The sequence below is a fragment of the Streptomyces sp. NPDC042201 genome (assembly GCF_055582185.1).
The window spans coordinates 542,743-566,006 of sequence record NZ_JBVJDS010000002.1 but is presented as its reverse complement, the minus strand read 5'-3'; the positions used below and the strand labels follow the sequence as shown (position 1 = coordinate 566,006).

18 protein-coding genes are annotated in these 23,264 nt (G+C 70.2%); 4 read left to right on the top strand and 14 right to left on the bottom strand.

Annotation, left to right across the window (positions count from 1 at the left end; all coding sequences use genetic code 11):
• Positions 1-115 precede the first annotated feature (115 nt).
• The 5 genes from ACZ6MZ_RS06435 to ACZ6MZ_RS06415 all read right to left on the bottom strand — a co-directional run bounded on the left by ACZ6MZ_RS06435 (position 116) and on the right by ACZ6MZ_RS06415 (position 6,937).
• A complete protein-coding gene (locus tag ACZ6MZ_RS06435) occupies positions 116-2,224 on the bottom strand; it encodes a putative bifunctional diguanylate cyclase/phosphodiesterase (RefSeq protein WP_389783633.1) in 2,109 nt (702 codons plus the stop codon).
• Positions 2,225-2,460: 236 nt separating this feature from the next.
• A complete protein-coding gene (gene ligA / locus ACZ6MZ_RS06430; RefSeq protein WP_469350168.1) occupies positions 2,461-4,644 on the bottom strand; it encodes an NAD-dependent DNA ligase LigA in 2,184 nt (727 codons plus the stop codon).
• A 42-nt stretch (positions 4,645-4,686) separates the two neighbouring features.
• Positions 4,687-5,682, bottom strand: a complete 996-nt coding sequence (locus ACZ6MZ_RS06425) for a methionine synthase (protein WP_469350167.1) — start codon at positions 5,680-5,682, stop codon at positions 4,687-4,689.
• Positions 5,679-6,368, bottom strand: coding sequence for an SDR family oxidoreductase (locus ACZ6MZ_RS06420; protein ID WP_384189348.1), 690 nt, complete (start codon positions 6,366-6,368; stop codon positions 5,679-5,681). Before ACZ6MZ_RS06420 ends, ACZ6MZ_RS06425 begins: the two co-directional genes overlap by 4 nt.
• 29 nt (positions 6,369-6,397) lie before the next feature.
• Complete coding sequence (locus ACZ6MZ_RS06415) at positions 6,398-6,937, bottom strand: LOG family protein (protein ID WP_384189350.1); 540 nt, start codon at positions 6,935-6,937, stop codon at positions 6,398-6,400.
• A gap of 90 nt (positions 6,938-7,027) precedes the next feature.
• On the opposite strand from ACZ6MZ_RS06415, the gene ACZ6MZ_RS06410 reads away from it, so the two are divergent.
• On the top strand, positions 7,028-7,363 hold the full coding sequence (locus ACZ6MZ_RS06410; RefSeq protein ID WP_384189427.1) for a DUF427 domain-containing protein: 336 nt from the start codon (positions 7,028-7,030) through the stop codon (positions 7,361-7,363).
• A gap of 364 nt (positions 7,364-7,727) precedes the next feature.
• Complete coding sequence (locus ACZ6MZ_RS06405; RefSeq protein ID WP_469350164.1) at positions 7,728-9,305, top strand: peptidoglycan recognition protein family protein; 1,578 nt, start codon at positions 7,728-7,730, stop codon at positions 9,303-9,305.
• 112 nt (positions 9,306-9,417) lie between these two features.
• Here the strand turns inward: ACZ6MZ_RS06405 and ACZ6MZ_RS06400 are convergent, their stop codons facing one another.
• Together ACZ6MZ_RS06400 and mnmA are read right to left on the bottom strand one after the other, a co-directional pair.
• A complete protein-coding gene (locus ACZ6MZ_RS06400; RefSeq protein ID WP_389783645.1) occupies positions 9,418-10,341 on the bottom strand; it encodes an acetamidase/formamidase family protein in 924 nt (307 codons plus the stop codon).
• A 104-nt stretch (positions 10,342-10,445) separates the two neighbouring features.
• Positions 10,446-11,573, bottom strand: a complete 1,128-nt coding sequence (gene mnmA, locus ACZ6MZ_RS06395) for a tRNA 2-thiouridine(34) synthase MnmA (RefSeq protein WP_469350162.1) — start codon at positions 11,571-11,573, stop codon at positions 10,446-10,448.
• Between the two features lie 60 nt (positions 11,574-11,633).
• Between mnmA and ACZ6MZ_RS06390 the strand changes: the two genes are divergently transcribed.
• Both ACZ6MZ_RS06390 and ACZ6MZ_RS06385 read left to right on the top strand, forming a co-directional pair.
• Positions 11,634-12,332, top strand: a complete 699-nt coding sequence (locus ACZ6MZ_RS06390) for an N-acetylmuramoyl-L-alanine amidase (protein ID WP_469350161.1) — start codon at positions 11,634-11,636, stop codon at positions 12,330-12,332.
• Between the two features lie 80 nt (positions 12,333-12,412).
• A complete protein-coding gene (locus ACZ6MZ_RS06385) occupies positions 12,413-15,031 on the top strand; it encodes a DUF6185 family protein (protein ID WP_469350159.1) in 2,619 nt (872 codons plus the stop codon).
• Between the two features lie 39 nt (positions 15,032-15,070).
• Here the strand turns inward: ACZ6MZ_RS06385 and ACZ6MZ_RS06380 are convergent, their stop codons facing one another.
• The 7 genes from ACZ6MZ_RS06380 to ACZ6MZ_RS06350 all read right to left on the bottom strand — a co-directional run bounded on the left by ACZ6MZ_RS06380 (position 15,071) and on the right by ACZ6MZ_RS06350 (position 23,220).
• Entirely contained in the window at positions 15,071-16,234 is a 1,164-nt protein-coding gene (locus tag ACZ6MZ_RS06380; RefSeq protein WP_389783654.1) for a cysteine desulfurase family protein, read from the bottom strand.
• A 129-nt stretch (positions 16,235-16,363) separates the two neighbouring features.
• Positions 16,364-17,197 (bottom strand): thioesterase family protein, encoded by an 834-nt coding sequence (locus tag ACZ6MZ_RS06375; RefSeq protein WP_384189363.1) that lies wholly within the window; start codon positions 17,195-17,197, stop codon positions 16,364-16,366.
• Between the two features lie 39 nt (positions 17,198-17,236).
• Positions 17,237-17,911 (bottom strand): trimeric intracellular cation channel family protein, encoded by a 675-nt coding sequence (locus tag ACZ6MZ_RS06370; protein ID WP_469350156.1) that lies wholly within the window; start codon positions 17,909-17,911, stop codon positions 17,237-17,239.
• A gap of 73 nt (positions 17,912-17,984) precedes the next feature.
• A complete protein-coding gene (locus ACZ6MZ_RS06365) occupies positions 17,985-19,208 on the bottom strand; it encodes an ABC transporter ATP-binding protein (RefSeq protein WP_469350154.1) in 1,224 nt (407 codons plus the stop codon).
• Positions 19,205-20,320, bottom strand: coding sequence for an ABC transporter ATP-binding protein (locus ACZ6MZ_RS06360; protein ID WP_389783663.1), 1,116 nt, complete (start codon positions 20,318-20,320; stop codon positions 19,205-19,207). Before ACZ6MZ_RS06360 ends, ACZ6MZ_RS06365 begins: the two co-directional genes overlap by 4 nt.
• Complete coding sequence (locus ACZ6MZ_RS06355; RefSeq protein WP_469350152.1) at positions 20,317-21,327, bottom strand: ABC transporter permease; 1,011 nt, start codon at positions 21,325-21,327, stop codon at positions 20,317-20,319. The genes ACZ6MZ_RS06360 and ACZ6MZ_RS06355 overlap by 4 nt, the downstream gene beginning before the upstream one ends.
• Positions 21,328-21,456: 129 nt before the next feature.
• The gene (locus tag ACZ6MZ_RS06350) at positions 21,457-23,220 is read right to left on the bottom strand and encodes an ABC transporter substrate-binding protein (protein ID WP_389783666.1); all 1,764 of its coding nucleotides are present in this window, start codon (positions 23,218-23,220) and stop codon (positions 21,457-21,459) included.
• Positions 23,221-23,264: the final 44 nt, after the last annotated feature.

Below are 23,264 nucleotides of genomic sequence, written 5' to 3'. Positions count from 1 at the left end.
TCAGGGGTGAGTGTGATTGGTTTTGGCCCAATCCTATGGGGCCGGGGCCCCTACCCACGAAACGGTTCGGCTTCGCCCGGTCCCGGGGACGGCCGGGCGCCGCTCCCGCCCCGGGTCAGGTGACGGCCTGGCCCGACTGCGCGCGCCGCGCGGCCTCCAGCTCCGCCGGCCGCTGCCAGCCCCGCTCGCCCCTGGCCAGCAGCCAGGCCGTGGCCTCGTGGGGCGGCATCGCGGCGGCCACCAGCCAGCCCTGGACGGCGTCGCAGCCCAGGTCCCGCAGCCGCTCCCAGGTCTCGTCGTCCTCGACGCCCTCGGCGACGACCAGCAGGCCCAGCGAGTGCGCCAGGTCGACGGTGCAGCGGACGATCTCCGCGTCCTCGTTGTCGACGGCGAGGCGGGCCACGAAGGAGCGGTCGATCTTCAGCTCGCTCACCGGCAGCCGCCGCAGGTGCACCAGCGAGGAGTACCCCGTACCGAAGTCGTCGAGGGACATCTTCACGCCGTGCCCGGTCAGGCCGGCGAGGGTGTCTGCGGCCCGCTGGGGGTCCTCCAGCAGGACATGCTCCGTGATCTCCAGCTGAAGGGATCCGGCCGGGACGCCGTGGCGGGCCAGCCGCGCCGCGACCGCGCCCGCGAAGCCGGGGGTGTGGACGTCACGCGGCGAGACGTTGACGGCGACCGGCACCATCAGGCCCTGGGACCGCCAGCGGGCGACCTGGGCGAGGGCCGTTTCCAGTACGTACTCGGTGAGATGCGGCATCAGGCCGGAGGACTCGGCGATGGCGATGAACTCGTCCGGGGGAACCCGGCCGCGGTCCGGGTGGTCCCAGCGCACCAGCGCCTCCAGTCCCGCGACCTGCCCGTCGAAGCGGACCTTGGGCTGGTAGTGCAGCTCCACGTCGCCGGCGTCCAGCGCGCGCCGCAGGTCTCCCAGCAGGCCGAGGCGGTCCGGGGTGTTGGAGTCCCGCTTGGATTCGTAGACCTCGACGCCCGTACGGTCACGCTTCGCCTGGTACATCGCGACATCGGCGCGGCGCAGCAGGCCCTCCGCGTCCATCGCGTGCTCGGGGTAGACGGCGACACCGGCGCTCGCCTCCAGGACGAGCGTGAGACCGTCGAGGTCCAGCGGCGAGGACAGCTCGGCCACCAGATGGCGGGCGACCCGCTGGGCGCTGGTCGTGGAGTCGCAGGTCGGGAGCAGCACGGCGAACTCGTCGCCGCCGAGCCGCGCGGCCTCGGCCCCGCGCGGCAGGGCCAGCCGGAGCCGGTCGGCGATCTGCAACAGCAGCCGGTCGCCCGCGAGATGGCCGAGCGTGTCGTTGACCGAACGGAAGCGGTCGAGGTCGATCAGGACGAGCGCGGACCGGGCGTTCATCCCCTCCGCGTCCTCCAGCGCAGTCCAGGCCCGCTCCAACAGCCACTGGCGGTTGGGCAGTCCGGTCAGCGGGTCGCGCAGCTGCTCCTCGGCGCGTGCCCTGGCGATCCACAGCGTGGAGTCCAGGGCGATCAGCGGGATGGCGAAGAGCGGCAGCAGCACCGGCAGGGACATCGCGACGACACAGATCAGCGGGGCGATGCCGAGCAGGGCGACCGCGACCAGAGCTTGGCGGTATACGGCCGAACGGGCGACGGTCGGCAGCCCGCCGGCGTGCGGGGCCGCCGCGAACCACAGCAGCAGCCGGGTGACGACGAGATGGACCCCGGCGGCCAGCACTATTTCCGGGCCGTCGCCGATCCCCCAGTGGAGCGGCTGCCAGGGCTGTTCGACGCTCGGGAACTCGCCGAACGCCATGAGGACGAGCGCGGCGGCGCCGATGCCCAGCATGTCCGCCGCGCCGTGCAGGAAGCCCTGCCGCCAGCGGTGCCTGCGGGCCACCCCGACCAGGACCACGACGGCCAGGCTGACCAGGACGGCCGGCACCCAGCCGTACAGCAGCAGGACGGCCAGGGTGAGGGCCGCGCCCGAGCCGGTGCCGCCCCACCAGCGGTCGCGGCCGAGCGCGACCAGATGGCCGACGATGATGCCGGTCAGCACGGCCATGGCCCAGCCCGTCGTGCCGCCGGGGAAGAGTGCACGGCCGTCCCGTACGGCCCGTATGAGCCCGGTCACCAGCACGATCGTGGCGAGTCCCACCACAACGGCGGGCGTCCTGGCCGCGATTCCCGCTATTCCCGCGAATCCGCGCGGGGGTGAGACCGGGGCGGCGCTCTCGGTCGGTTTCATTCCCGTCCCTCTCACAGCCGGCGGAGCCGATGCCACGCGATGGCACGTCATGCCCCCACGGCTGGAATCGCACCACGCAGCCGTGCACGACAGGCGCACATCCCAACAGTAGGCCGCGGAACGCCCCAACGGGCAGCGCTCTACAGCTGTTGCCCGAATGCGACCTGCCCTTCCTTATCCATCTGATATGCGCCGAACGGGTGCGGTTCGCGGCCCGATTCCGACGGTGCGAAGCACTACTCCTCGGGGGTGACCGCGGCCTCTCTGGCCGCGTCAGGGCCCTGTTCGAGCAGGATGGTGAAGCCCTGTTCGTCCAGCACCGGCACCTTCAGCTGCATGGCCTTGTCGTACTTGGAACCGGGGTTCTCACCGACCACGACGAAGGCGGTCTTCTTCGATACCGAGCCCGTCACCTTCGCGCCACGGCTCTGGAGCGCCTCTTTCGCGCCATCCCGGGTGTACCGCTCCAAGGTGCCGGTGACGACGACCGTAAGACCCTCCAGCGGCCGCGGGCCCTCGTCCTCACCCGAGCCCTCTTCCTCCGTACGGACCCCGGCCGCACGCCACTTGCGCAGGATCTCGCGGTGCCAGTCGACCTCGAACCACTGCGTGAGGGAGGCGGCGATGGTCGGCCCGACCCCCTCGACGGCCGCCAGCTCCTCTTCCGTGGCCTGCTCGATCCGGTCGATCGAGCGGAACTCCCTGGCCAGTGCCTCGGCCGCGACCGGACCCACGTGACGGATGGAGAGCCCGGCGATGATCCGGGCCAGCGGACGCTGCTTCGCCGCCGCGATGTGCTCCAGCATCGCCAGGGCGTTCTTCTTCGGCTCGCCCTCCTGGTTGGCGAAGACCGTGGCGATCTTCTCCTCGCCGGTCTTCGGATCCCGCTTGGGCAGACCGCTGTCCTGGTCGAGGACATACGCCTTGATGGGCAGCAGCTGATCGACGGTCAGGTCGAAGAGATCCCCCTCGTCGAGCAGCGGCGGCGTCTCCGGCTCCAGCGGCTTCGTCAGGGCGGCGGCGGCCACATAGCCGAAGTTCTCGATGTCCAGGCATTTGCGGCCGGCGAGATAGAACAGCCGCTCGCGCAACTGGGCGGGGCAGGAGCGTGCGTTGGGGCAGCGGAGGTCGATGTCGCCCTCCTTCATGGGGCGCAGCGCCGTACCGCACTCGGGGCACGCGGACGGCATCACGAACTCCCGCTCGCTGCCGTCCCGCAGATCGACCACCGGGCCCAGGATCTCCGGGATGACGTCGCCCGCCTTGCGCAGCACGACGGTGTCCCCGATGAACACGCCCTTGGCCTTCACCACGTCCTGGTTGTGCAGCGTGGCGAACTCGACCTCGGAGCCGGCGACCGTGACCGGCTCGACCACCGCGTACGGCGTCACGCGGCCGGTGCGGCCGACCCCGACCCGGATGTCCACCAGCTTGGTGTTGACCTCCTCCGGCGCGTACTTCCACGCGATGGCCCAGCGCGGGGCGCGCGAGGTCGAGCCGAGCCGGCCCTGGAGCGGGATCTCGTCGATCTTGACCACGACGCCGTCGATCTCGTGTTCCACCGAGTGGCGGTTCTCGCCGAAGTACGCGATGAACTCCCGCACGGCGTCGAGGCCCTGGACCACCTTGTTGTGCTGGGCGGTGGGCAGGCCCCACTCGCGCAGCAGGTCGTAGGCGTGGGAGAGGCAATCGATGTCGAAGCCCTCGCGTGCGCCGATGCCGTGCACCACCATGTGCAGCGGGCGGGTGGCGGTGATCTTGGGATCCTTCTGGCGCAGTGAACCCGCCGCCGCGTTGCGCGGGTTGGCGAACGGCTTGTCGCCGGCCTCCACCAGACGCGCGTTCAGCTCCTGGAACGCCTCCATCGGGAAGTAGACCTCGCCGCGGATCTCGACGAGCGCGGGGATGCGCTCGCCCTCCAGGCGGTGCGGGATCTCCGCGATCGTACGGACGTTGGGCGTGATGTCCTCGCCCGTACGGCCGTCGCCGCGGGTGGCCGCGCGGGTCAGCCGGCCGTGCTCATAGGTGAGATTGACCGCGAGGCCGTCCACCTTCAGCTCGCACAGGAAGTGGTGGTCGGGGGTGCCGACGTCCTTGGCGACGCGGTCGGCCCAGGAGGCCAGCTCCTCGTCGTCGAAGGCGTTGTCCAGGGACAGCATCCGCTCGCGGTGCTGGACCGCGGTGAATTCCGTCGCGTACGCCCCGGCGACCTTCTGGGTCGGCGAGTCGGGCGTGCGCAGCTCCGGATAGCGCTCCTCCAGCTCCTCCAGCGACCGCAGCAGCGTGTCGAACTCAACGTCGCTGACGACCGGCTGGTCCTTCACGTAGTACCGGAAGCGGTGCTCCTCGATCTGCTCGGCGAGTTGGGCATGCTGCTCCCGCGCCTCCGAGGGCACTGTGCTCCGCTGTTCGCCAGCCACCGTTTCGTCCTCCCGTTCACCATGACCCGTCACCCGGGATCGTCACTCAGGGTTGTCCGCGAGGGATCTCGCGGCCCTGACACAGTGCGCGAGCGCAGCGTGCGCGTACGCGGGTGAAGCGCCCGCGAGCCCGCACGACGGGGTGAGCACCACGGACTCGGCGAGAGTCCCCGGATTCAGCCCCAGCCTGCGCCACAGCGTCCTGATACCCATGACGCTACCGGCAGGGTCTGACAATGGGCCGTCAGTGCCCGGCACGATTCCGGCGAAGAGTTTCGTACCGCCCTCCACCGCCTCGCCGATGGTCTCCTCGTCACGCTCGGTGAGTAGATCGAAATCGAACGAGACCGCTGCCGCGCCCGCCCGCCTCAGCAGTGCGAACGGCACGTCGGGCGCGCAGGAGTGCACGACCGCGGTCCCCTCGCTCACCGCGGTGACCTCGCGCAGCGCGCTCTCGACGACCTGGCGGTCCACGGCGCGATGGGTGCGGTAGCCGCTGGCCGTCCTGACGTGTCCGCGCAGTACGGCGGTGAGGGACGGCTCGTCGAGCTGGAGCACCGGCATCGCCCCCGGCACCCGGCGCCGTACCTCCGCGAGATGCGCGGTCAGCCCCTCCACCAGCGACCCGGTCAGATCCCGGCAGGCGCCGGGGTCGCTGAGCGCCGACTCGCCGTTGCGCAGCTCCAGCGAGGCGGCGAGCGTCCACGGCCCGACGGCCTGGATCTTGAGCGGGCCCTCGTACCCCTGGGTGAACTCCTCCAGCGCGTCGAGGTCCTCCCCCAGCCAGGACCAGGCCCGCTTGGTGTCGCGGCCCGGCCGGTCGCCGATCCGCCAGCCGCTGGGCTCCACGCGCGCGTAGACCTCGACGAGCAGCCCGGCCGTCCGGCCGATCATGTCGGCGCCGGGGCCCCGGGCGGGCAGTTCCGGCAGGTACGGGAAGTCCTCGAAGGTGCCGGTGACCGCCCTGGCGGCCTCCCGCGCGTCACCGCCGGGCATCGAGCCGATGCCCGTGGCGGTTCCCCAGGTGATCCCGCTCATCGGCCCGGCCGTACGGTCAGATCGTCGATCTGTGCGTCACGCGGCAGGTCGAGCGCCGCCAGGATGGTCGTCGCCACCGACTCCGGATCGATCCAGCGGGACGCGTCGTACTCCTTGCCCTCCTGCTGATGGACCTTGACCTGCATGGGGCTCGCCGTACGGCCCGGATAGACGGAGGTCACCCGCACACCGTTCGGCTTCTCCTCCTGGCGCAGCGCGTCGGCGAGTGCCTTCAGGCCGTGCTTGGAGGCGGCGTACGCGCCCCACTGGGCGCCGGCGCTGAGCCCGGCGCCCGAATTGATGAAGATCACCTGGCCGTGGGAGACCCGCAGTTGGGGCAGGACGAGGCGGGTCAGCTCGGCCGGGGCGATCAGGTTGACGTTGAGCTGGCTGTGCCAGGCCTTGGGGGTCAGTTCCCCGATCGGACCGAGGTCGACGACGCCCGCGATGTGCAGGAGCGAGTCGAGCCGGTCGGGCAGGGACTGGTGGGCCAGCGCCCAGGAGAGCCGGTCGGGGTTGGCGAGGTCGCCGACGAGCGCGCGGGAGCCGGGGAAGCGGGAGGTGAGTTCCTTGCCGCGGCCCGCGTCGCGGGCGAACAGCAGCAGGTCGTCGCCGCGCTCGTGCAGCCGGCGCGCGACAGCGGCGCCGATGCCCGAGCCCGCACCGGTGATCAGATGGGTAGCCATGCGGTCATGGTCGCATCACCGGGCACGGCTCACCGCACGCCCACGGCCTCCTCCAGGTAGGCGAGGGCTCCCACCCCGTCCTCGGCGAAGAAGACCAGGTCGGTGAGGGGGACGGGCAGGAAGCCCTCCTCGTCCATCCGCCGGAACTGCTGCTTCAGCCCGTCGTAGAAACCGGCCGTGTTGAGCAGCACCACCGGCTTGGCGTGCAGGGCGTGCTTCTTGAGCTCCAGGATCTCGGTGGCCTCGTCCAGGGTGCCCGTACCGCCGACCATGATCACGATCGCGTCGGACTTGGCGAGCAGCAGCGCCTTGCGCTCCGCGAGGTCCTTGGCCACCACCATCTCGTCCGCGTCCGGCCGGGCCACGGCCTCCAGGAAGTCCACCGAGACGCCGACCAGCCGGCCGCCCGCCCGCTGCACCCCGTCGGCGACGACTTTCATCAGCCCGCTGTCGGAACCGCCCCACACGAGCGTGTGGCGGCCCTTGCCGATCAGCTCGGCGAAGTCACGGGCGGGGCCCGTGTAGCGCTCGTCGAGATCGGCGGCGGAGAGGAAGACGCAGATATTCATGGGCTCACGGTACGGGCCGGGAAGAGCGCGCCGCGGATCGGTGCTGAACGGTATGAGGTACGCAGGGAACAGGCACCCCCGAAGGGACACATCACCATGGCCACCGGACACCGCATCACCATCGAGCAGGGCACCGAGCATGTACGTGTCGTACGCGACGGACAGGTCCTGGCGGAGAGCCGCAGTCCGCTGCTGCTGCGCGAGACGGGCTGTCCCGTCCGCTACTACCTCCCGCCGGAGGACGTACGGACGGAGTTGCTGACCCCCTCGGAGACCAGCACGCACTGCCCGTTCAAGGGCGACGCCTCGTACTGGTCGCTGCCTGACGCTCCGGATCTGGTCTGGGGATATCCCACGCCCAAGGCGGAGGTCGCACAGGTCAAGGATCACTTCTGCTTCTACGACACGGAGGTCGTCGGCGACTGAGGGGAATCCGCACCGCCGAGCGGTGCGCCGGGCCGGGTTCTGCCCGGCCCGGCGCTGCCGCACGTCGCTACGCGGCACGTCAGCAGGTCAATTGACGCCTCCTCAGATCTGACGCTCCGCCAAGCGCCCTGTTTTTATGGGCTCATGGCGCGAGGCACGGATCGGTGAAGTGGTCCGGTGCGGACAGTCGCTTGAGCTTCGCTCGCGACGCGCCACGTGTGACAATCAGCCAACCTCGTTGCGGTCAGCGGTACTTGCCTATCCTTGACATGTACATGACTCGCCGGTAGGAGTGGTCCATTCAACGGGCGTAGACCCAATCGTTCCGCTCAGGCGGAGACCGCGAAGCCGACCAGGAGGAAGCATGTACCGACGATCGACTCCGTGGAAGAGAACCGCGCTGTCCGCGCTCGGTGGCCTGATCACCACGGTGCTCGTCGCCACGGCCCAGCCCGCCGGCGCCGCGTCCGTTCCCGCCGCTCCGGCGGACCGTGACGCGATGAGCCGGGCCTTCAGCAGCGCCGCGGCGGAGTTCGGCGTCCCCCGGGACGTCCTGGTGGCGGTCGGGTACGGCGAGACGCACCTCGACGGACACCGCGGCGAGCCCAGCCAGGCGAACGGCTACGGGGTGATGCATCTGGTGAGCAATCCGAAGAGCCACACCCTGGAGAAGGCCGCCGAGCTGACCGGCGAGGGTCGCACCGAGCTCCGCGAGGACACGGCGGCGAACATCCGCGGCGGCGCGGCCGTGCTGCGCGCCTACGCCGACGGTCTGGGGCTGGACACCGCGGAGCGTCGCAGCGTCGACGAGTGGTACCCGGTGGTCGCCCGCTACGGCGGGGCGACCGACATCGGCACGGCGCGGCTGTACGCCGACGCCGTCTACACGTTCCTCTCGCAGGGCATCAGCGCGGACGTCGCGGGCGGCGAGACGGTCACCGTCAAGCCCCGCACCGTCGAGCCCGAGCGCGGCCGCTACGCGGCGGCGGGCTCGGAGCGGGGCGCCCTCAGCCCCGACTACCCGCCCGCCGCGTGGGTTCCCGCCAACGCCGCCAACTACAGCGCCGGCCGGACCGCGTCGATCAGCAGTGTGATCGTGCATGTCACCCAGGGCTCGTACGCCGGGACCATCAGCTGGTTCCAGAACGCGTCCTCGCAGGTGAGCTCCCACTACGTGGTCCGCTCCTCCGACGGCGCGGTCACCCAGATGGTCCGCGACAGCGACACCGCCTACCACGCGCGCTCGGCCAACGCCTCCAGCCTGGGCATCGAGCACGAGGGCTTCATCGACAACCCGAGCTGGTTCACCGACGCGATGTACCGCTCCTCGGCGGCCCTGACCAAGTACCTGTGCGACCGGTACGGCATCCCCAAGGACCGGGCGCACGTCATCGGCCACTCCGAGGCACCGGGCAACGACCACACCGACCCGGGGCCGAACTGGAACTGGACCTACTACATGCAGCTGGTGGGCGGCAGCACCGGCGGCGGCGGTGGCAGCGTGCAGCTGAACTTCGCCTCGTACCCGACCCTGAGCAACGGCTCCACCGGCGCCCAGGTGAAGGCCGCGCAGACGCTGCTGACCCAGCAGGGCCACAACGCCGGCACCGCTGACGGCATCTTCGGCACCGGGACGGCGAACGCGGTCAAGTCCTTCCAGCAGAGCCGCGGCCTGACCGCCGACGGCGCCGTCGGCGCCCGTACCTGGACGGCCCTGCTCTCCGCCGGGGCCACCACCGTGGTGCGTGAGGGAAGCAGCGGCGCCGTGGTGGAACGTCTCCAGCGCGCGCTGACGGCCGCCCTCGGCCGGACGGTGTCCATCGACGGCCAGTTCGGTTCCGGCACGGCCCAGGCGGTCCGTGACTACCAGAGCGGCCGCGGCCTGGGCGCGGACGGCATCGTCGGCAGCGCGACCTGGTCCGCGCTGCAGGCCGGCCGGTAACACTCCCGCCACCCCCGCAGAGGTCACCGCCCCGGCCCCGCAACGGGAGGCCGGGGCGGTGGGCGTCACCGGAGCTGCAACGGGCCGTTCGGTTCCGCGCGGGCCGTTCGGTTCAGCGCACGGCGCCGTCCGGCAGCAGCGCGTGGACGCCCCATACGCGGTTGGCCACCTGCGTCACCCGGAGGTCGACCACCGCGCTGGCCAGTGCCAGCGCGGCGGCCCGGTCCAGGCCGTAGAGCGACATCATCCACGTCAGCATGGCGTACAGCGCCTCCGCCGACGCCTCGTTGAGGTCCTCGTCGAAGCCGAAGGTGATCCGGCCCGCCGGGGTCACCGCGTGCGCCGTCGGGACCGGCGGAGCCGTCCGCAGGTCCAGCGTCAGCCGGGTGGTCATGCCGCATTCGACGGCGGTGCCGGAGACCTCGCCGTCGCCCTGGGCCGCGTGGCCGTCGCCGACGCAGAGCAGCGCGTCCGGGACGGTGACCGGGAGGAAGAGGGTGGAGCCGGCCACCAGTTCGCGGCAGTCGATGTTGCCGCCGCCGAAGGCGCGGGGCGGGATCGTCGAATGCTCTCCCGGTTCGGCCGGCGGCATGCCGATGACGCCGAGGAAGGGCGCGAGGGACACGGTGTGCCCGTACTGGTTGGTCCCGGTGCCCGCGTCGGCGTCGAGTTCCCACAGCAGCCAGGAGGGATCGGCGTCCGCGAGCCCCAGCCGTCGGCTGAGCGGGGTGTCCGCGGCGGCTGCCACGGTCCAGCCCCAGTCGTCGGGACGCAGGGACTCCAGGTGCACCGCGAGCGCCATGCCGGGTTCGGCGCCACGGACGGCTATCGGCCCCGCCAGGCAGTGGCCCGGCCGGCCGCCGAACATCCGTGGCCGGACCTCACCGGGGGTCCGCTGCCGTTCCAGGTGGCCGGACGCGTCCAGCGAGTGGACGACGACGGTGTCTCCCGGGTCGACGGTCAGCACGGCGGGCAGCTCGCGCGAGAAGACATTGGTCACCGCTTCGGGCACGGCATCCAGTCGGTATTCGGCCAAGGCGGCAGCTTTCCTTCCATCGGGGGCGACCGGAGGACCCGGCCGGCCTCACGCCCGGCTCGGCCGCCCCGGCCGGGAAACAGCGGAGTCAGGGAACAGCGGAGTCAGCCGGTCAGGGCCTGGGTGCGCCGCTCCGTCGTCGCGATCGTCGCCGAGCCGACCACGCGCGTGCCGTCGTACAGCACGATCGCCTGGCCCGGTGCCACGCCGCGCACCGGCTCCTCGAAGCTGACGTGCAGAGTGCCGTCGGTCAGCTCCGCCGTCACGGCCGTCTCGCCGCCGTGGGCGCGCAGCTGCGCCGTATAGCCGCCGGGCCCCGTGGGCGCGGTGCCGCACCAGCGGGGCTTGATGGCGGTCAGCGCCATGACGTCAAGACCGGCGGCCGGGCCGACCGTCACGGTGTTGTCGACGGGCGAGATGTCCAGCACGTAGCGCGGCTTGCCGTCGGCGGCCGGGTGACCGATGCGCAGGCCCTTGCGCTGGCCGATGGTGAAGCCGAACGCGCCGTCATGGCTGCCGACCTTCGTACCGGACTCGTCGACGATGTCGCCCTCGGACCGGCCCAGACGGTTCGCCAGGAAGCCCTGGGTGTCGCCGTCCGCGATGAAGCAGATGTCGTGGCTGTCGGGCTTCTTCGCCACGGCCAGGCCCCGGCGCTCGGCCTCCGCGCGGATCTCGTCCTTGGTGGTGAGGGTGTCGCCGAGCGGGAACATCGCGTGCGCGAGCTGGCGCTCGTCGAGGACCCCAAGGACGTACGACTGGTCCTTGGCCATGTCGCTGGCGCGGTGCAGCTCGCGGGCGCCGTCCGGGCCGGTGACGACCGTCGCGTAGTGCCCCGTGCACACGGCGTCGAAGCCGAGGGCGAGCGCCTTGTCGAGCAGTGCAGCGAATTTGATCTTCTCGTTGCAGCGCAGGCACGGATTCGGGGTGCGGCCCGCCTCGTACTCCGCGACGAAGTCCTCGACCACGTCCTCACGGAAGCGCTCGGCGAGGTCCCAGACGTAGAAGGGGATGCCGATGACGTCGGCGGCGCGGCGCGCGTCGCGGGAGTCCTCGATGGTGCAGCAGCCGCGCGCGCCGGTGCGGAAGGACTGCGGATTCGCGGAGAGCGCGAGATGCACTCCGGTGACATCATGGCCCGCTTCTGCGGCACGGGCGGCGGCGACGGCGGAGTCCACGCCGCCCGACATGGCGGCGAGCACGCGGAGGGGGCGCTGGGAATTCTGAGTCATAGCCCCACCAGGGTACGGGCCGGGGGAACCACAGTCGCGCGTGTATTCGTTGGCGATCACATGGGCGAGAAAACACGGGGGGCCGCGGGCAGCGGCGGGGGCCGGCGCGGACGCGCATCCACGGACGGCCCCCGGGTCGGACGGCGGGCGGTACTGATCGGCAGCGCGGCCGCGGTGCTCGGTGGGGGCGTGGCGGCGCGGGAGGAGCTGAGCAGGCTCTGGTGGCAGACACCGGGCATCGAGAGGGCACGCACGGAAGGCGAGCTGGACTACGCCCGGGCCCTGTGGGTCGCGGCTTCCCCGGAGAACTACCGGCGTGCGGACCGCCCGGCCGACTACACCGTGGACCGGGTGGTGATCCATGTCGTCCAGGGCAGCTATCAGGTGGCCCTCAGGGTCTTCCGCAACCCGACCCACGGCGCGGCCACGCACTATGTGGTCCGCAAGGACGGGCAGGTGGCGCAGATGATCCGCGAGCTGGATGTGGCGTACCACACGGGAAACCGCCCCTACAACGAACGGTCCGTCGGCATCGAGCACGAAGGCTGGGTGGACAAGCCGGCCTCCTTCACGGACGCGATGTACCGCTCCTCGGCCCGGCTGACCGCCGGGATCTGCGAGCGGTACGACATACCCGTGGACCGCGAGCACATCGTCGGCCATGTGGAAGTACCGGGCACGGACCACACGGACCCGGGGCCCCACTGGGACTGGGACCGCTACCTAAAACTCGTCCGCGAGGCCCGGACCCCGGTATAGACCCGCTCCGGACCGTCTTCGGCAACAGAGCCCGATCCAGGGTGTCCAGCCCGACGCGACAGGTGATACATACGGCGGTCATGAGGCGATTACCGAAGGCGTTCGGGCTGATGCTGCTCGGGCTGGTCTTTCTGCTGGCCTGCCCGGCCACTCCCGCCGCGGCCGCCACTCCGGCGCCCGGCGACGACGTCTGCGCCACCGAGCAGCTGGCCAAGGCCCGGGTGACCGCGTCCGTACGACTCGATCATGACGGCCAGGACTACTCGATGGCCGAGAGCGTCTTCGTCGTCAAGGTCCCCACCTCCTGGAAGCGGGCCTCGAACCTGCTGCTCAACGGCGATACGGAGCCGTACCGCGCCGCCATGCGCTGCCTCTTCCGGGATCCCGCCACGACCGTCCCCTACCGCGACTCGGAATGGCGCTACCGAGCGCCGAAGATCTCTCTCGACAAGGCGTGGGTCGTCGTCGAGTACCGGGCCTCGACCTGGGTGAACGACCTCAGCGAGCGGGACTTCGGACCGTGGCGCATCGAGGCCGGCAAGCGTTTCTGGACGCTGAGGCTGATCCATCCGCGGGCTCTCGCCGGGTCCTGGTGGAAAGAGGTCGAGGTCGACCTCGGTGAACGGGCCGCGCGGTCCGTCTCGCCCGCCCCGGCCGCCGGATCGGCCGGTCTGCTGACCTGGACGCAGACCAAGGCCGGCCACCGGCCCCCCGAGGTGCGCCTGTTGCTCCAGCCGCCCGCCGCCAAGGCGATGGCGGCCAGGTGGAGTACGTACCCCTGGTACATCTACTCCGCGTTCGCCTGGATGACCTGGGACTTCGCGGTGTTCGCGATGCTGCTCGCCACGCTGTGGCAGCTGCGGCGTGACGCCGTCTCGTCCCTACCGACACCGGCCGAGGAAGCGGCTCGCCGGAACCTGCTGCTGTGGGCCTGGCTCCTGTTCGCCGTCATGCTCGCCTACGCGCTCGACGACAATCTGCTGAACCACCTCAGGCAGACGCTGGGTTCCGGCGATTTCTGGTCACAGAACCGCATATCCATCCATCTGCTGCTGTCCACCGCCATGGGCGGGCTGATGTGTCTCTTCGGAAAGCCACGGCTCGTCGCCACGGTTTCTGTGCTGCTCTCCGGTGCGTACATCACCGCGGTGGCGCTCACCCCCGAGACCTTCGCCCTGCCCCGCCGCTTCGCCCTGGACTGGGAGAGCGACCCGGCAGGTGTCGACCGGCTCGCCGCCACCGGCGGCGTCTACTGGCTGGCCCTGGCCTGCGCCGCCCTCGCCTTCATCTGGCTGGTCGGCGTGGTGTCCTGCGCGCTGCGGCTGTGGCGGTCCTTCGCCACTCCCCCTGCGGCCACCTCCCCCGGCCGCTTCCCGCACAGCGTCCTCGGCCTGCTCGCTCTCTTCGCGCTGTTCCTCCCGGCGGCGGGTCTGTGGGCGGCGGAGAACAACTGGGAGCGGATCAGCTGGCTCAGCACGCAGAAGAGCGACTGGGACTACGGCCATCGGCACACATACGATCTGTTCTGGGATCTCGCCTGGTTCGCGTCCGATCTGCCGGACTGGCTCGGTTTCACCATCTGGTGGTGGACGACTCCGATCGCCCTGCTCGCCGTACTGCGTGCGCGGTCGGCGGCGCCCCACGCCACCGTCTCCGCCCCGTCGAGGACGGAATGGCTGGTCCTCCGGGTCTTCTTCGTGATCGGGGTGGCCCCCGTGATGGGCTGGTACGGCGGCACTCCGGTCCCGCTGATATCCCTGTTCGTGTTCTGGCTGACACTGTCCGGGCTGCTCGCCCTCGGCCGATGGCGTTCGGTCCTCGCCCAGGAGCTGGTGCCCGGCGTTCCGCTGCTCAGCGTGGTGAAGGACGGCGACCGGCAGCGGCTCATCGGATCGGCCCGCCGCCAGCGGGAGCTGCACGCTCAGCTGCGCCGGCTGGAACAGGGGCAGGGCGACAAGGAACGCGCGGCCATCGAGCGGACGCTCGACCGCCTGCACCGCTGGACACCACCCCACGCGACGCATCCGCACACCCGGGTGCCGCTGCCGGACTCGGTACGGCCGGTGGAGCTGGCGCTCGCCTGGGGCCCACGGGCGACGTGGCTGGGCAATGCCGGCCGGGCGGCGTTCTTCGCCTCGCTCTTCGGGCTGCCCGCCACCGCCGTGCTGTTCTGGGCGGACCAGGTCAAGGGGGTGCTCTGGGCGGACATGTTCAGTGCGCGCTTCGGCCTGGCGGGCTTCGTGGAGTACGTGATCAGTCAGCAGATCGTCTGGGCATGCGCCGGGTTCACCCTCGGCGCGCTGTGGCGGGTGCTGCCCGGCCGGCGCGGCCCTGTCCGGGCGCTGGGGCTGTCGCTGACGTGCGCCCTGCCCGTGCTGGTCGACCGGCTGGGCAATGTGGCCTTCGGCCAGGCGGTCGGCACGAGCACCCTGTGGGCGTCCCTGCTGCTCCTCGTACTGTCCCTCAGCGGCGTCGCGATGGACGTCGACACCTTCCGTTCGGAGAAGCACTACTGGCCGACCCGGGCGGGGCTGCTGCTCTCCCTCTACCAGTTGCGTACGGCCTCCGTGCAGATCGCCTTCTTCGTCGCCCAGGTCGTGGCGCTGCTGTCGATCTGGCAGCAGGTGCGCACCGGCGCGTCGCCCTCACCGGGGCCCCAGCCGCCCGAGCAGATGAGGGGCGGCGGCGGTTCGCCGTAGCGGGTGCTCGCCCCGGACGGGTCAGCGCCCGGCGCGGGGTCAGGTGAGGCCGGCGCTTCTGGCTCGTTTTACCGCGGGGGCGATGGCCTTGGCCACCGCTTCGATGTCCGCCCTGGTCGAGGTGTGGCCGAGGGAGAAGCGCAGGGTTCCCCTGGCCAGGTCGGGGTCGCTGCCGGTGGCCAGCAGGACATGGCTGGGCTGGGCCACGCCCGCCGTGCAGGCCGAGCCCGTCGAGCACTCGATGCCCTGGGCGTCCAGGAGCAGGAGCAGCGAGTCCCCCTCGCAGCCGGGGAAGCTGAAGTGGGCGTTGGCCGGGAGGCGGTGGTCGGGGTCGCCGCCGAGGACCGCGTCGGGGACGGCGTCGCATACGGCCTTGATCAGTTCGTCCCGCAGGGCGCCGATCTCGCGGGCGAAGTCCTCGCGCCGCTGCGCGGCCAGCCGGCCCGCGACGGCGAAGGCGGCGATGGCGGGGACGTCGAGGGTGCCGGAGCGCACATGACGCTCCTGGCCACCGCCGTGCAGCACGGGGACGGGGGTGTACTCGCGGCCGAGCAGCAGGGCGCCGATGCCGTAGGGGCCGCCGATCTTGTGGCCGGAAACGGTCATCGCGGCCAGTCCCGAGGCGGCGAAGTCCAGCTCCGTCTGGCCGAAGGCCTGGACGGCGTCGGAGTGCAGCGGAATGTCGAATTCCGCCGCCACATCGGCCAGTTCGCGGACCGGCAGGATGGTGCCGATCTCGTTGTTGGCCCACATGACGGTGGCGAGGGCGACGTCCTGGGGGTTCCGTTCGATGGCCGCGCGCAGCGTCTCGGGGAGGACCCGGCCGTAGGCGTCAACCGGCAGATATTCGACGGTCGCGCCCTCGTGTTCGCCGAGCCAGTCGACGGCGTCCAGGACGGCGTGGTGCTCCACCGGGCTGGCCAGCACCCTGGTCCTGGCCGGGTCGGCATCGCGGCGGGACCAGTACAGGCCCTTCACGGCGAGGTTGTCCGCCTCCGTGCCGCCCGAGGTGAAGACCACCTCGCTGGGCCGTGCGCCGAGGGCCTCCGCGAGCGTCTCGCGGGCCTCCTCGACGGTACGGCGGGCCCGGCGCCCGGCGGCATGGAGCGAGGAGGCGTTGCCGGCGAAGGCGAACTGGGCGGTCATCGCCTCGATCGCCTCCGGCAGCATCGGAGTGGTCGCGGCGTGGTCGAGGTAAGCCATGGTGGGCTCGATTCTACGAGCCGCGGGCCCGCCATCACGCAGCCGGTCCCGTGGTGGCCGGTGGACGCCACGCGGCCCGTCCGCCACTCGGCCCGTTCAGTCGCGCGGCCCGTCCGTCGCGCGGCCCGTTCAGTCGCGTGGCGCGCGGGCCAGTTGGCGGGCCTGGGCGACCAGGCGGTCCGCGCTGTCCCAGACCTCCGCGTCCTCCTCCAGGAAGCCGCCGGCGAGGTTACGGGTGGTGATGGCGACCCGCAGCGGCCCGGGCGCCGGGCGGCAGCGGACATGGATGGTCAGCTCGATGGTCGGTGTCCAGCCCCGCAGCCCCAGCTCGAACGAGGTCGGCGGCAGCGCGTCCACGGTGAGCAGCAGCGAGAGCGGGTCGGCGTCGCGGCCGTCCGCGAGGGCGAACCAGGCACGCATCTCGCCCGTACCGGAGGGCGCGCCCACGGCCCAGCCGATCGTGGCCGGGTCGATCCTCATGGCGAGCCGGTCGATCATCGAGAAGTCGCCGGGCTGCGACGGCCCGTCAGCGGTACTGACGCAGTGCTCCAGCGGCGGAATCGCGGGCGGCTTCGCCGTCGTCCGTACGTCGTCGGGCAGCGTCTCCAGATCTCCGTAGGAGGCGAGGACCCGGATCCGCTCGACCTCGCTGCCGTCCTCCTCGGTCTGGAAGAGGGACGCCTGACCGGTGGAGAGCGTACGGCCGGACCGTATGGTCTCGGTTCGCACCACGGCCGGGCCGGGCACCGACGGTGTGAGGTAGTGCGCCGAGACGGCGAACGGATGAGGATGCGGCAGGGCGTCACCGAGGGCGCGGCCGATGGTCGCCAGCAGATAGCCGCCGTTGAGTACGTTCATGATCGTCCAGCCCGGGGAGAGCTGCGCGTCATAGACGCCCGGTTCACGCGGGGTGACAGCGGTGCCACGGTCGAACTCGCTGTCCCCGATGGATGCCTGTGCCATGACAGGTAACCGTACAACAGGATCGTACTAAGCGGTAGCTTAACCTCGGGCCGGGGTGGTCTCCTCGGCCGCGTCCGAGCGCCGGTTCCAGGCGCGCGGCGCCCGCCAGTGGAAGCGCATCGCCAGTAGCCGCAGAAGGAAGGCGGTCAGTACGGCGAGACCGCTGGTCAGCGCGTTCAGCGTGTCGAAGCGGATGCAGAGCGCCACCATCGTGGCACCGACGATGGCCGGGACGGCGTACAGATCGCGGTCCCAGCGCAGCAGTGAGGGCACCTCGTTGGCGAGGACGTCGCGCAGCACACCGCCGCCGACCGCCGTGGCCAGACCGAGCACCACCGAGGCGGTGAGGCCGAGGCCGTACTCGTACGCCTTGGTGGTGCCCGTGACACAGAAGAGGCCGAGCCCCGCCGCGTCGAAGACATTGACCGAGCCCTGGATGCGCTCGACCTGGGGATGCAGGAAGAACACCAGGGCGGTCGCCACCAGGGGCATGGAGAAATAGCCGAGATCGGTGAAGGCGGCCGGCGGGACGGCGCCGATGATCAGGTCACGGAGCAGCCCTCCGCCCAGCGCGGTGATCTCGGCCAGCACCGCCATACCGAAGACGTCGAAGTTCTTGCGTACGGCGAGCAGCGCGCCGGATATCGCGAAGACGAAGATGCCCGCGAGGTCGAGCGCGTGCTGGACAGAGGGCGTGACGAGGTCGTGGAACACCTGTTCATTGTGCCGGGAAGCAGAACAGCCCCGGCCGGCCCATCCGCTGGGCCGGCCGGGGCTGTTCTCTGGCCTACTCCTTGACCGGGGCTCCCGTGTCCGTGGATCCCTGGTCCTTGGAGACCCCGGCACCCGCGTCCTTGGAGACCTCGCCGGCGGAGTCCGTGGCCGGGTCCTCGGACGTTCCGGCCGGCACGTCCGCCAGCTCGATCGTCTCGCGGTCCGCCAGGTCCGACAGCAGCACCGTGTCCTCGGGGTGCTGGTCCGGAGCGTTCTCCGGGTGGTGGCAGGCCGCCTGGTGGCCCAGCGCGAGCTGGATCAGCGGCGGCTCGGTCGTCTTGCAGATCTCTGTCGCCTTCCAGCACCGGGTGTGGAAGCGGCAGCCGCTCGGCGGCGAGATCGGCGACGGCACATCGCCCTTGAGCAGGATCCGGTCGCTCTTCGCCCCGCGCCTGCCCGGGTCGGGCACCGGCACGGCGGAGAGCAGCGCCTTGGTGTACGGATGCATCGGCGACTCGTACAGCGACTTGCGGTCCGACAGCTCGACGATCTTGCCGAGGTACATCACCGCGATGCGGTCCGAGACATGGCGGATGACCGACAGGTCGTGCGCGATGATCACGTACGTCAGACCCAGCTCGTCCTGGAGGTCGTCCAGCAGGTTCACCACCTGCGCCTGGATCGACACGTCCAGCGCCGAGACCGGCTCGTCGGCGACGACCAGCTTCGGGTTGAGCGCGAGCGCCCGCGCGATCCCGATGCGCTGCCGCTGACCGCCGGAGAACTCGTGCGGATAGCGGTTGTAGTGCTCGGGGCTGAGGCCCACCAGCTCCAGCAGCCGCTGGACCTCCCGCTTCACGCCGCCCTCGGGCTCGATGCCCTGGAGCTTGAAGGGGGTGCTGACGATCCCGCCGATGGTGTGGCGCGGGTTCAGCGAACCGTACGGGTCCTGGAAGATCATCTGGACGTCACGGCGCATCGGCCGCATCGCGCCGGCGGACAGATGCGTGATGTCCCGCCCCTGGAACTCGACCTTTCCAGCGGTCGGTTCGAGCAGCCGGGTGATCAGCCGGCCCATGGTCGACTTGCCGCAGCCCGACTCGCCGACCACACCGAGGGTCTCCCCCGGGCGCACGTCGAAGGACAGTCCGTCGACCGCCTGGACCGCCCCCACCTTGCGCTTGAGCACGCCCTTGGTGATCGGGAAGTGCTTGACCAGGCCGGTGACCTTGAGGAGCGGCTCGGGTCCGGAACTGTCCGACGCCTGCTGCGGAATCTTCTTGCTCAGATCAGTCACAGCTTCGGCGCAATCTCTTCGGTCCAGATCTGTTCCCGCTCCGCCGGCGACATGTGGCAGGCGGAGAAGTGCCCGTCGGTGATCTGCCGCAGCTCCGGACGCTCGGTGCGGGTGACGTTGTCCTTGGGGATGTCGGCGTACGGGCAGCGCGGATGGAAGGCGCAGCCGGACGGCACGTTGATCAGACTGGGCGGGGTGCCCTTGACCGGCACCAGCCGTTCGGTCTGTTCCCGGTCGATGCGGGGCATCGAGCCCAGCAGGCCCCAGGTGTAGGGGTGCTGCGGCTGGTAGAAGACCTTCTCGGCGGATCCGCGCTCGATGCAGCGGCCGGCGTACATCACCAGCAGGTCGTCCGCGATCTCGGCGACGACGCCCAGGTCGTGGGTGATGATGACGACCGCCGACCTGAACTCCTTCTGCAGATCGCGGATGAGGTCGAGGATCTGCGCCTGGACGGTCACGTCCAGGGCCGTCGTCGGCTCGTCGGCGATCAGCAGCTCGGGGTTGTTGACCAGGGCCATCGCGATCATCGCGCGCTGGCGCATACCGCCGGAGAACTGGTGCGGGAAGTCGTGGAAGCGCCGGGCGGGCTCGGGGATTCCGACCCGGTCGAGCATGTCGACGGCCCGCTTCTTGGCAGTCTTCTTGTCGACGGCGTTGTGGACGCGGTAGGCCTCCACGATCTGCGCGCCGATGCTGTAGTACGGGTGCAGCGCGGACAGCGGGTCCTGGAAGATCATCGCCATCTTCTGGCCACGCAGCTTGCGCACCCGCTCGGCTCCGGCGCCGATCAGCTCCTCGCCGTCCAGCCAGATCTCACCGGAGATCCTGGCCCGCTCGGAGTTGTGCAGCCCCATGATGCCCAGCGAGGTCACGGACTTGCCCGAGCCGGACTCGCCGACGATGCCGAGCGTCTGGCCGGCCTTCAGGTCGAAACTGACGCCGTCGACGGACTTCACCAGGCCGTCGTCGGTGTCGAAGTGGATGCGGAGGTCCCGTACGGACAGGAACTTCTCGGCGGCACCCGCGGAATCCGTACCCGTGCTCGTCCCCGTACCCGTGCTCGTCCCCGTGGCGGCCGCGTCCGCGCCCGTCTTGCGTACGTCGCTCATGAGAGCCTCACCCGGGGGTCGATCGCGGCGTACACAAGGTCCACCAGCAGGTTGCAGACAACGATGAAGAAGGCGGCGACGATCGTCACACCCATCACCTTGGGCAGGTCGCTCTGGATCACGCCCTGGATGGCGTAGGCGCCCATGCCCTGGAAGCTGAAGACGCGCTCGGTGATGACCGCGCCACCGAGCAGCAGTGCGAAGTCCATGCCGAAGATGGTGACGAGCGGGGTCAGCGCGGCGCGCAGGCCGTGCTTGAAGATCACCTTGCGCTCACGCAGACCCTTGGCCCGCGCGGTTCTGATGTAGTCCTCGCCCATCGTCTCCAGCATCCCGGCTCGGGTGAGCCGTGCGTAGAGCGCCGAGTAGAGGAAGGCGAGCGTGCACCAGGGAAGAATCAGATTCCAGGCCCAGTCGGCCGGATTCTCGGTGAACGGTACGAACTCGATGCTGTCCCAGATCGTCCAGTGGAAGCTGAACAGGGCGGCGGCGACCAGACCGGTGAAGAACATCGGCAGCGAGACACCGGCCAGGGCGACGGCCATGGCGAGCCGGTCGAAGATCGATCCCCGCTTGAGCGCGGAGAGCACACCGATGGCGACACCGGAGACGACCCAGAGCACAGCGGCGCCGACGGCGAGCGACAGGGTCACCGGTATACGGCGGAGGAGCTCGGGCCAGATCTCGACATGTGTCTTGAACGAGTAGCCGAAGCAGGGGACGTGACAGACCGAGGGGTTGGGGCCGAAGTTGTACTCGGCACCGACCACGATGGCCTTGATGAAGTCCCAGTACTGGAGGTAAACGGGCTGGTCGAGCCCTAGATTCTTCTTGACAGCGGCGATGGCGTCCGGGGTAGGACTCTTGCCGATGTACTGGGCGGCCAGCGAGTCGGTCGTCTGCCCGCCGAGACGGGGCACGAGGAAGAAGATCGCGAACGTGACTGCGCTGACCACCAGCAGCAGCAACACCGCGGCGAAGACGCGTCGGATGATGTACGCAGCCACAGCCGTTTGGTGCCGGGCCGTCCGGGCGGGGTACGCCTGGACGGCCCGACACCTTCACCTGCCTTTCGGGGGGTGCTGTTTTGATGTACAGGTGTTACGTGGTGTCACCGGGATCACCCGGTGCCACCGTCACTTGGACGAGGTCATCAGCACGTAGTCGTACATGCCGAGGTAGGCCTCGGTGACCGTGACGTTGGCCGCGGAGTCCGGCCGGTAGAGCAGGTTCTTGCGGTAGAACAGCGGCACGACCGAGGCGTTCTCCATGACGAGCTGGTCGACGTTGCCCCAGGCCGCCTGGCGGGCCGCGGGGTCAACGGTGCCGATGCCGTCGGACAGCGCCTTGTTGATCTTCGGGTCGTTCAGTTCCATCAGGTTCGTGCCACCGGACGGCTTGATGGCCGAACCGTTCACGATCTGGTCGAGGAAACCGAAGCCGGTCGGCCAGTCGGCACCCCAGGCCATCATCATGAGGCCCGCGTTGTTCTTGTGGACCCAGTCCGGCACACCGGCGAAGTCCGTGAAGTACTTGTCGGACGGGAAGGTCTTGATCTCCGCCGCGATCCCGACCTTCTTCAGGCTCTCCTGGATCTGGGTGGCCACGGTGACCTCGTCGGGACGGTCCGCGCGGGCCGTCAGCGTGGTCTTGAAGCCGCCCGGCTTGCCACAGGCGGTGAGAGCCGCCTTGGACTTGGCCGCGTCGCCCTTGTTGCCCGGCGTCGCGTACAGGTCGAACTTCTTGTAACCGCTCACCGACGGCGGGATCAGCGTGGTGGCCGGGTCACCCTTGACCGAGCCGCCGATGGAGTTGACCGCGCCGGCCTTGTCGACCGCGTACTGCACGGCCTTGCGGCAGTCGGCGTTGTCGAACGGCTTCACGTTGACGTTCATCGCCATGTACTGGAGCGCGCCCGCGTACGGGTTGTCCGTCTTGGCCTTCTCGGCGGCCTTGACGAGCACCTTCGGCTGCGTCTTGGCCTGGAGGCCGGTGCCGCCGACGTCCGCCGTGATCGAGTCGTTGAGCAGGTGCTCGTCGATCGTGGTGGCGTTGACGTTGAACTTCAGCTCGATCTTGTCCGGCAGAGCCTTGCGGATCGGGTCGTTCGCCTGGTCCCACTCGGGGTTCCGGGAGAGGGTCGCGCCGCTGCTCTCGCTGTACGAGTCGAACTTGTACGGGCCGGAGGAGACGATGTTCTGGACGTACTCGGCACCCTTGTCGGCCTTCTGCGGGACCGGAGCGGTCTGCGAGAAGGCGGCCAGGTAGTCCATGTCCGCGAACGGCTTGTTGAGCTTGAAGACGATCGTGTAGTCGTCCGGGGTCTCGATGGACTTCAGACCCTCGGGGGACTTGTCCTTGTACGGACCCTTGTACTTGTCGCCGCCCTCAAGGTACGCCTTGAAGTAGGTCGGACCGTTGGACAGTGCCTCGGGCGCGAAGTTGCTGCGCTCGACGGCGTACTTGACGTCCTTCGAGGTGATCTCGGTGCCGTCCTGGTACTTGACGCCCTTGCGGAGCGTGTAGGTCCAGGTCTTGGCGTCCGCGCTCGCCTTGCCGAGTCCGGTCGCGAGGTCGGGGACGACCTCGAGACCCTCCTTGCCGGCGGCCGGCTTGAAGGTGACCAGGGAACGGCCGTACAGGCGGGAGAAGTTCTGCACCCAGCCGTAGTAGGTGTTGCCCGGGTCCAGGGAGTCGGGACCACTGGAGTGCTCGTAGGTGACCGTCCCCCCCTTCTTGTCGGTCGCGTTGACGATGCTCGACATCGCGGCATCGACCTTGGCGCTGCCGCCACCGCCGTTGCTGTCGTCAGTGTCCTTGTCGGAGCTGCCACAGGCACTCGCACCGAGCGCCATGGCCAGCGTCACGGCGATGGCCGCTGCCGTCTTTCTGCTGTTCATCCTGAGGAAAGCCCCCTCGATTGACCGATGCGGCAGGGCCGCTA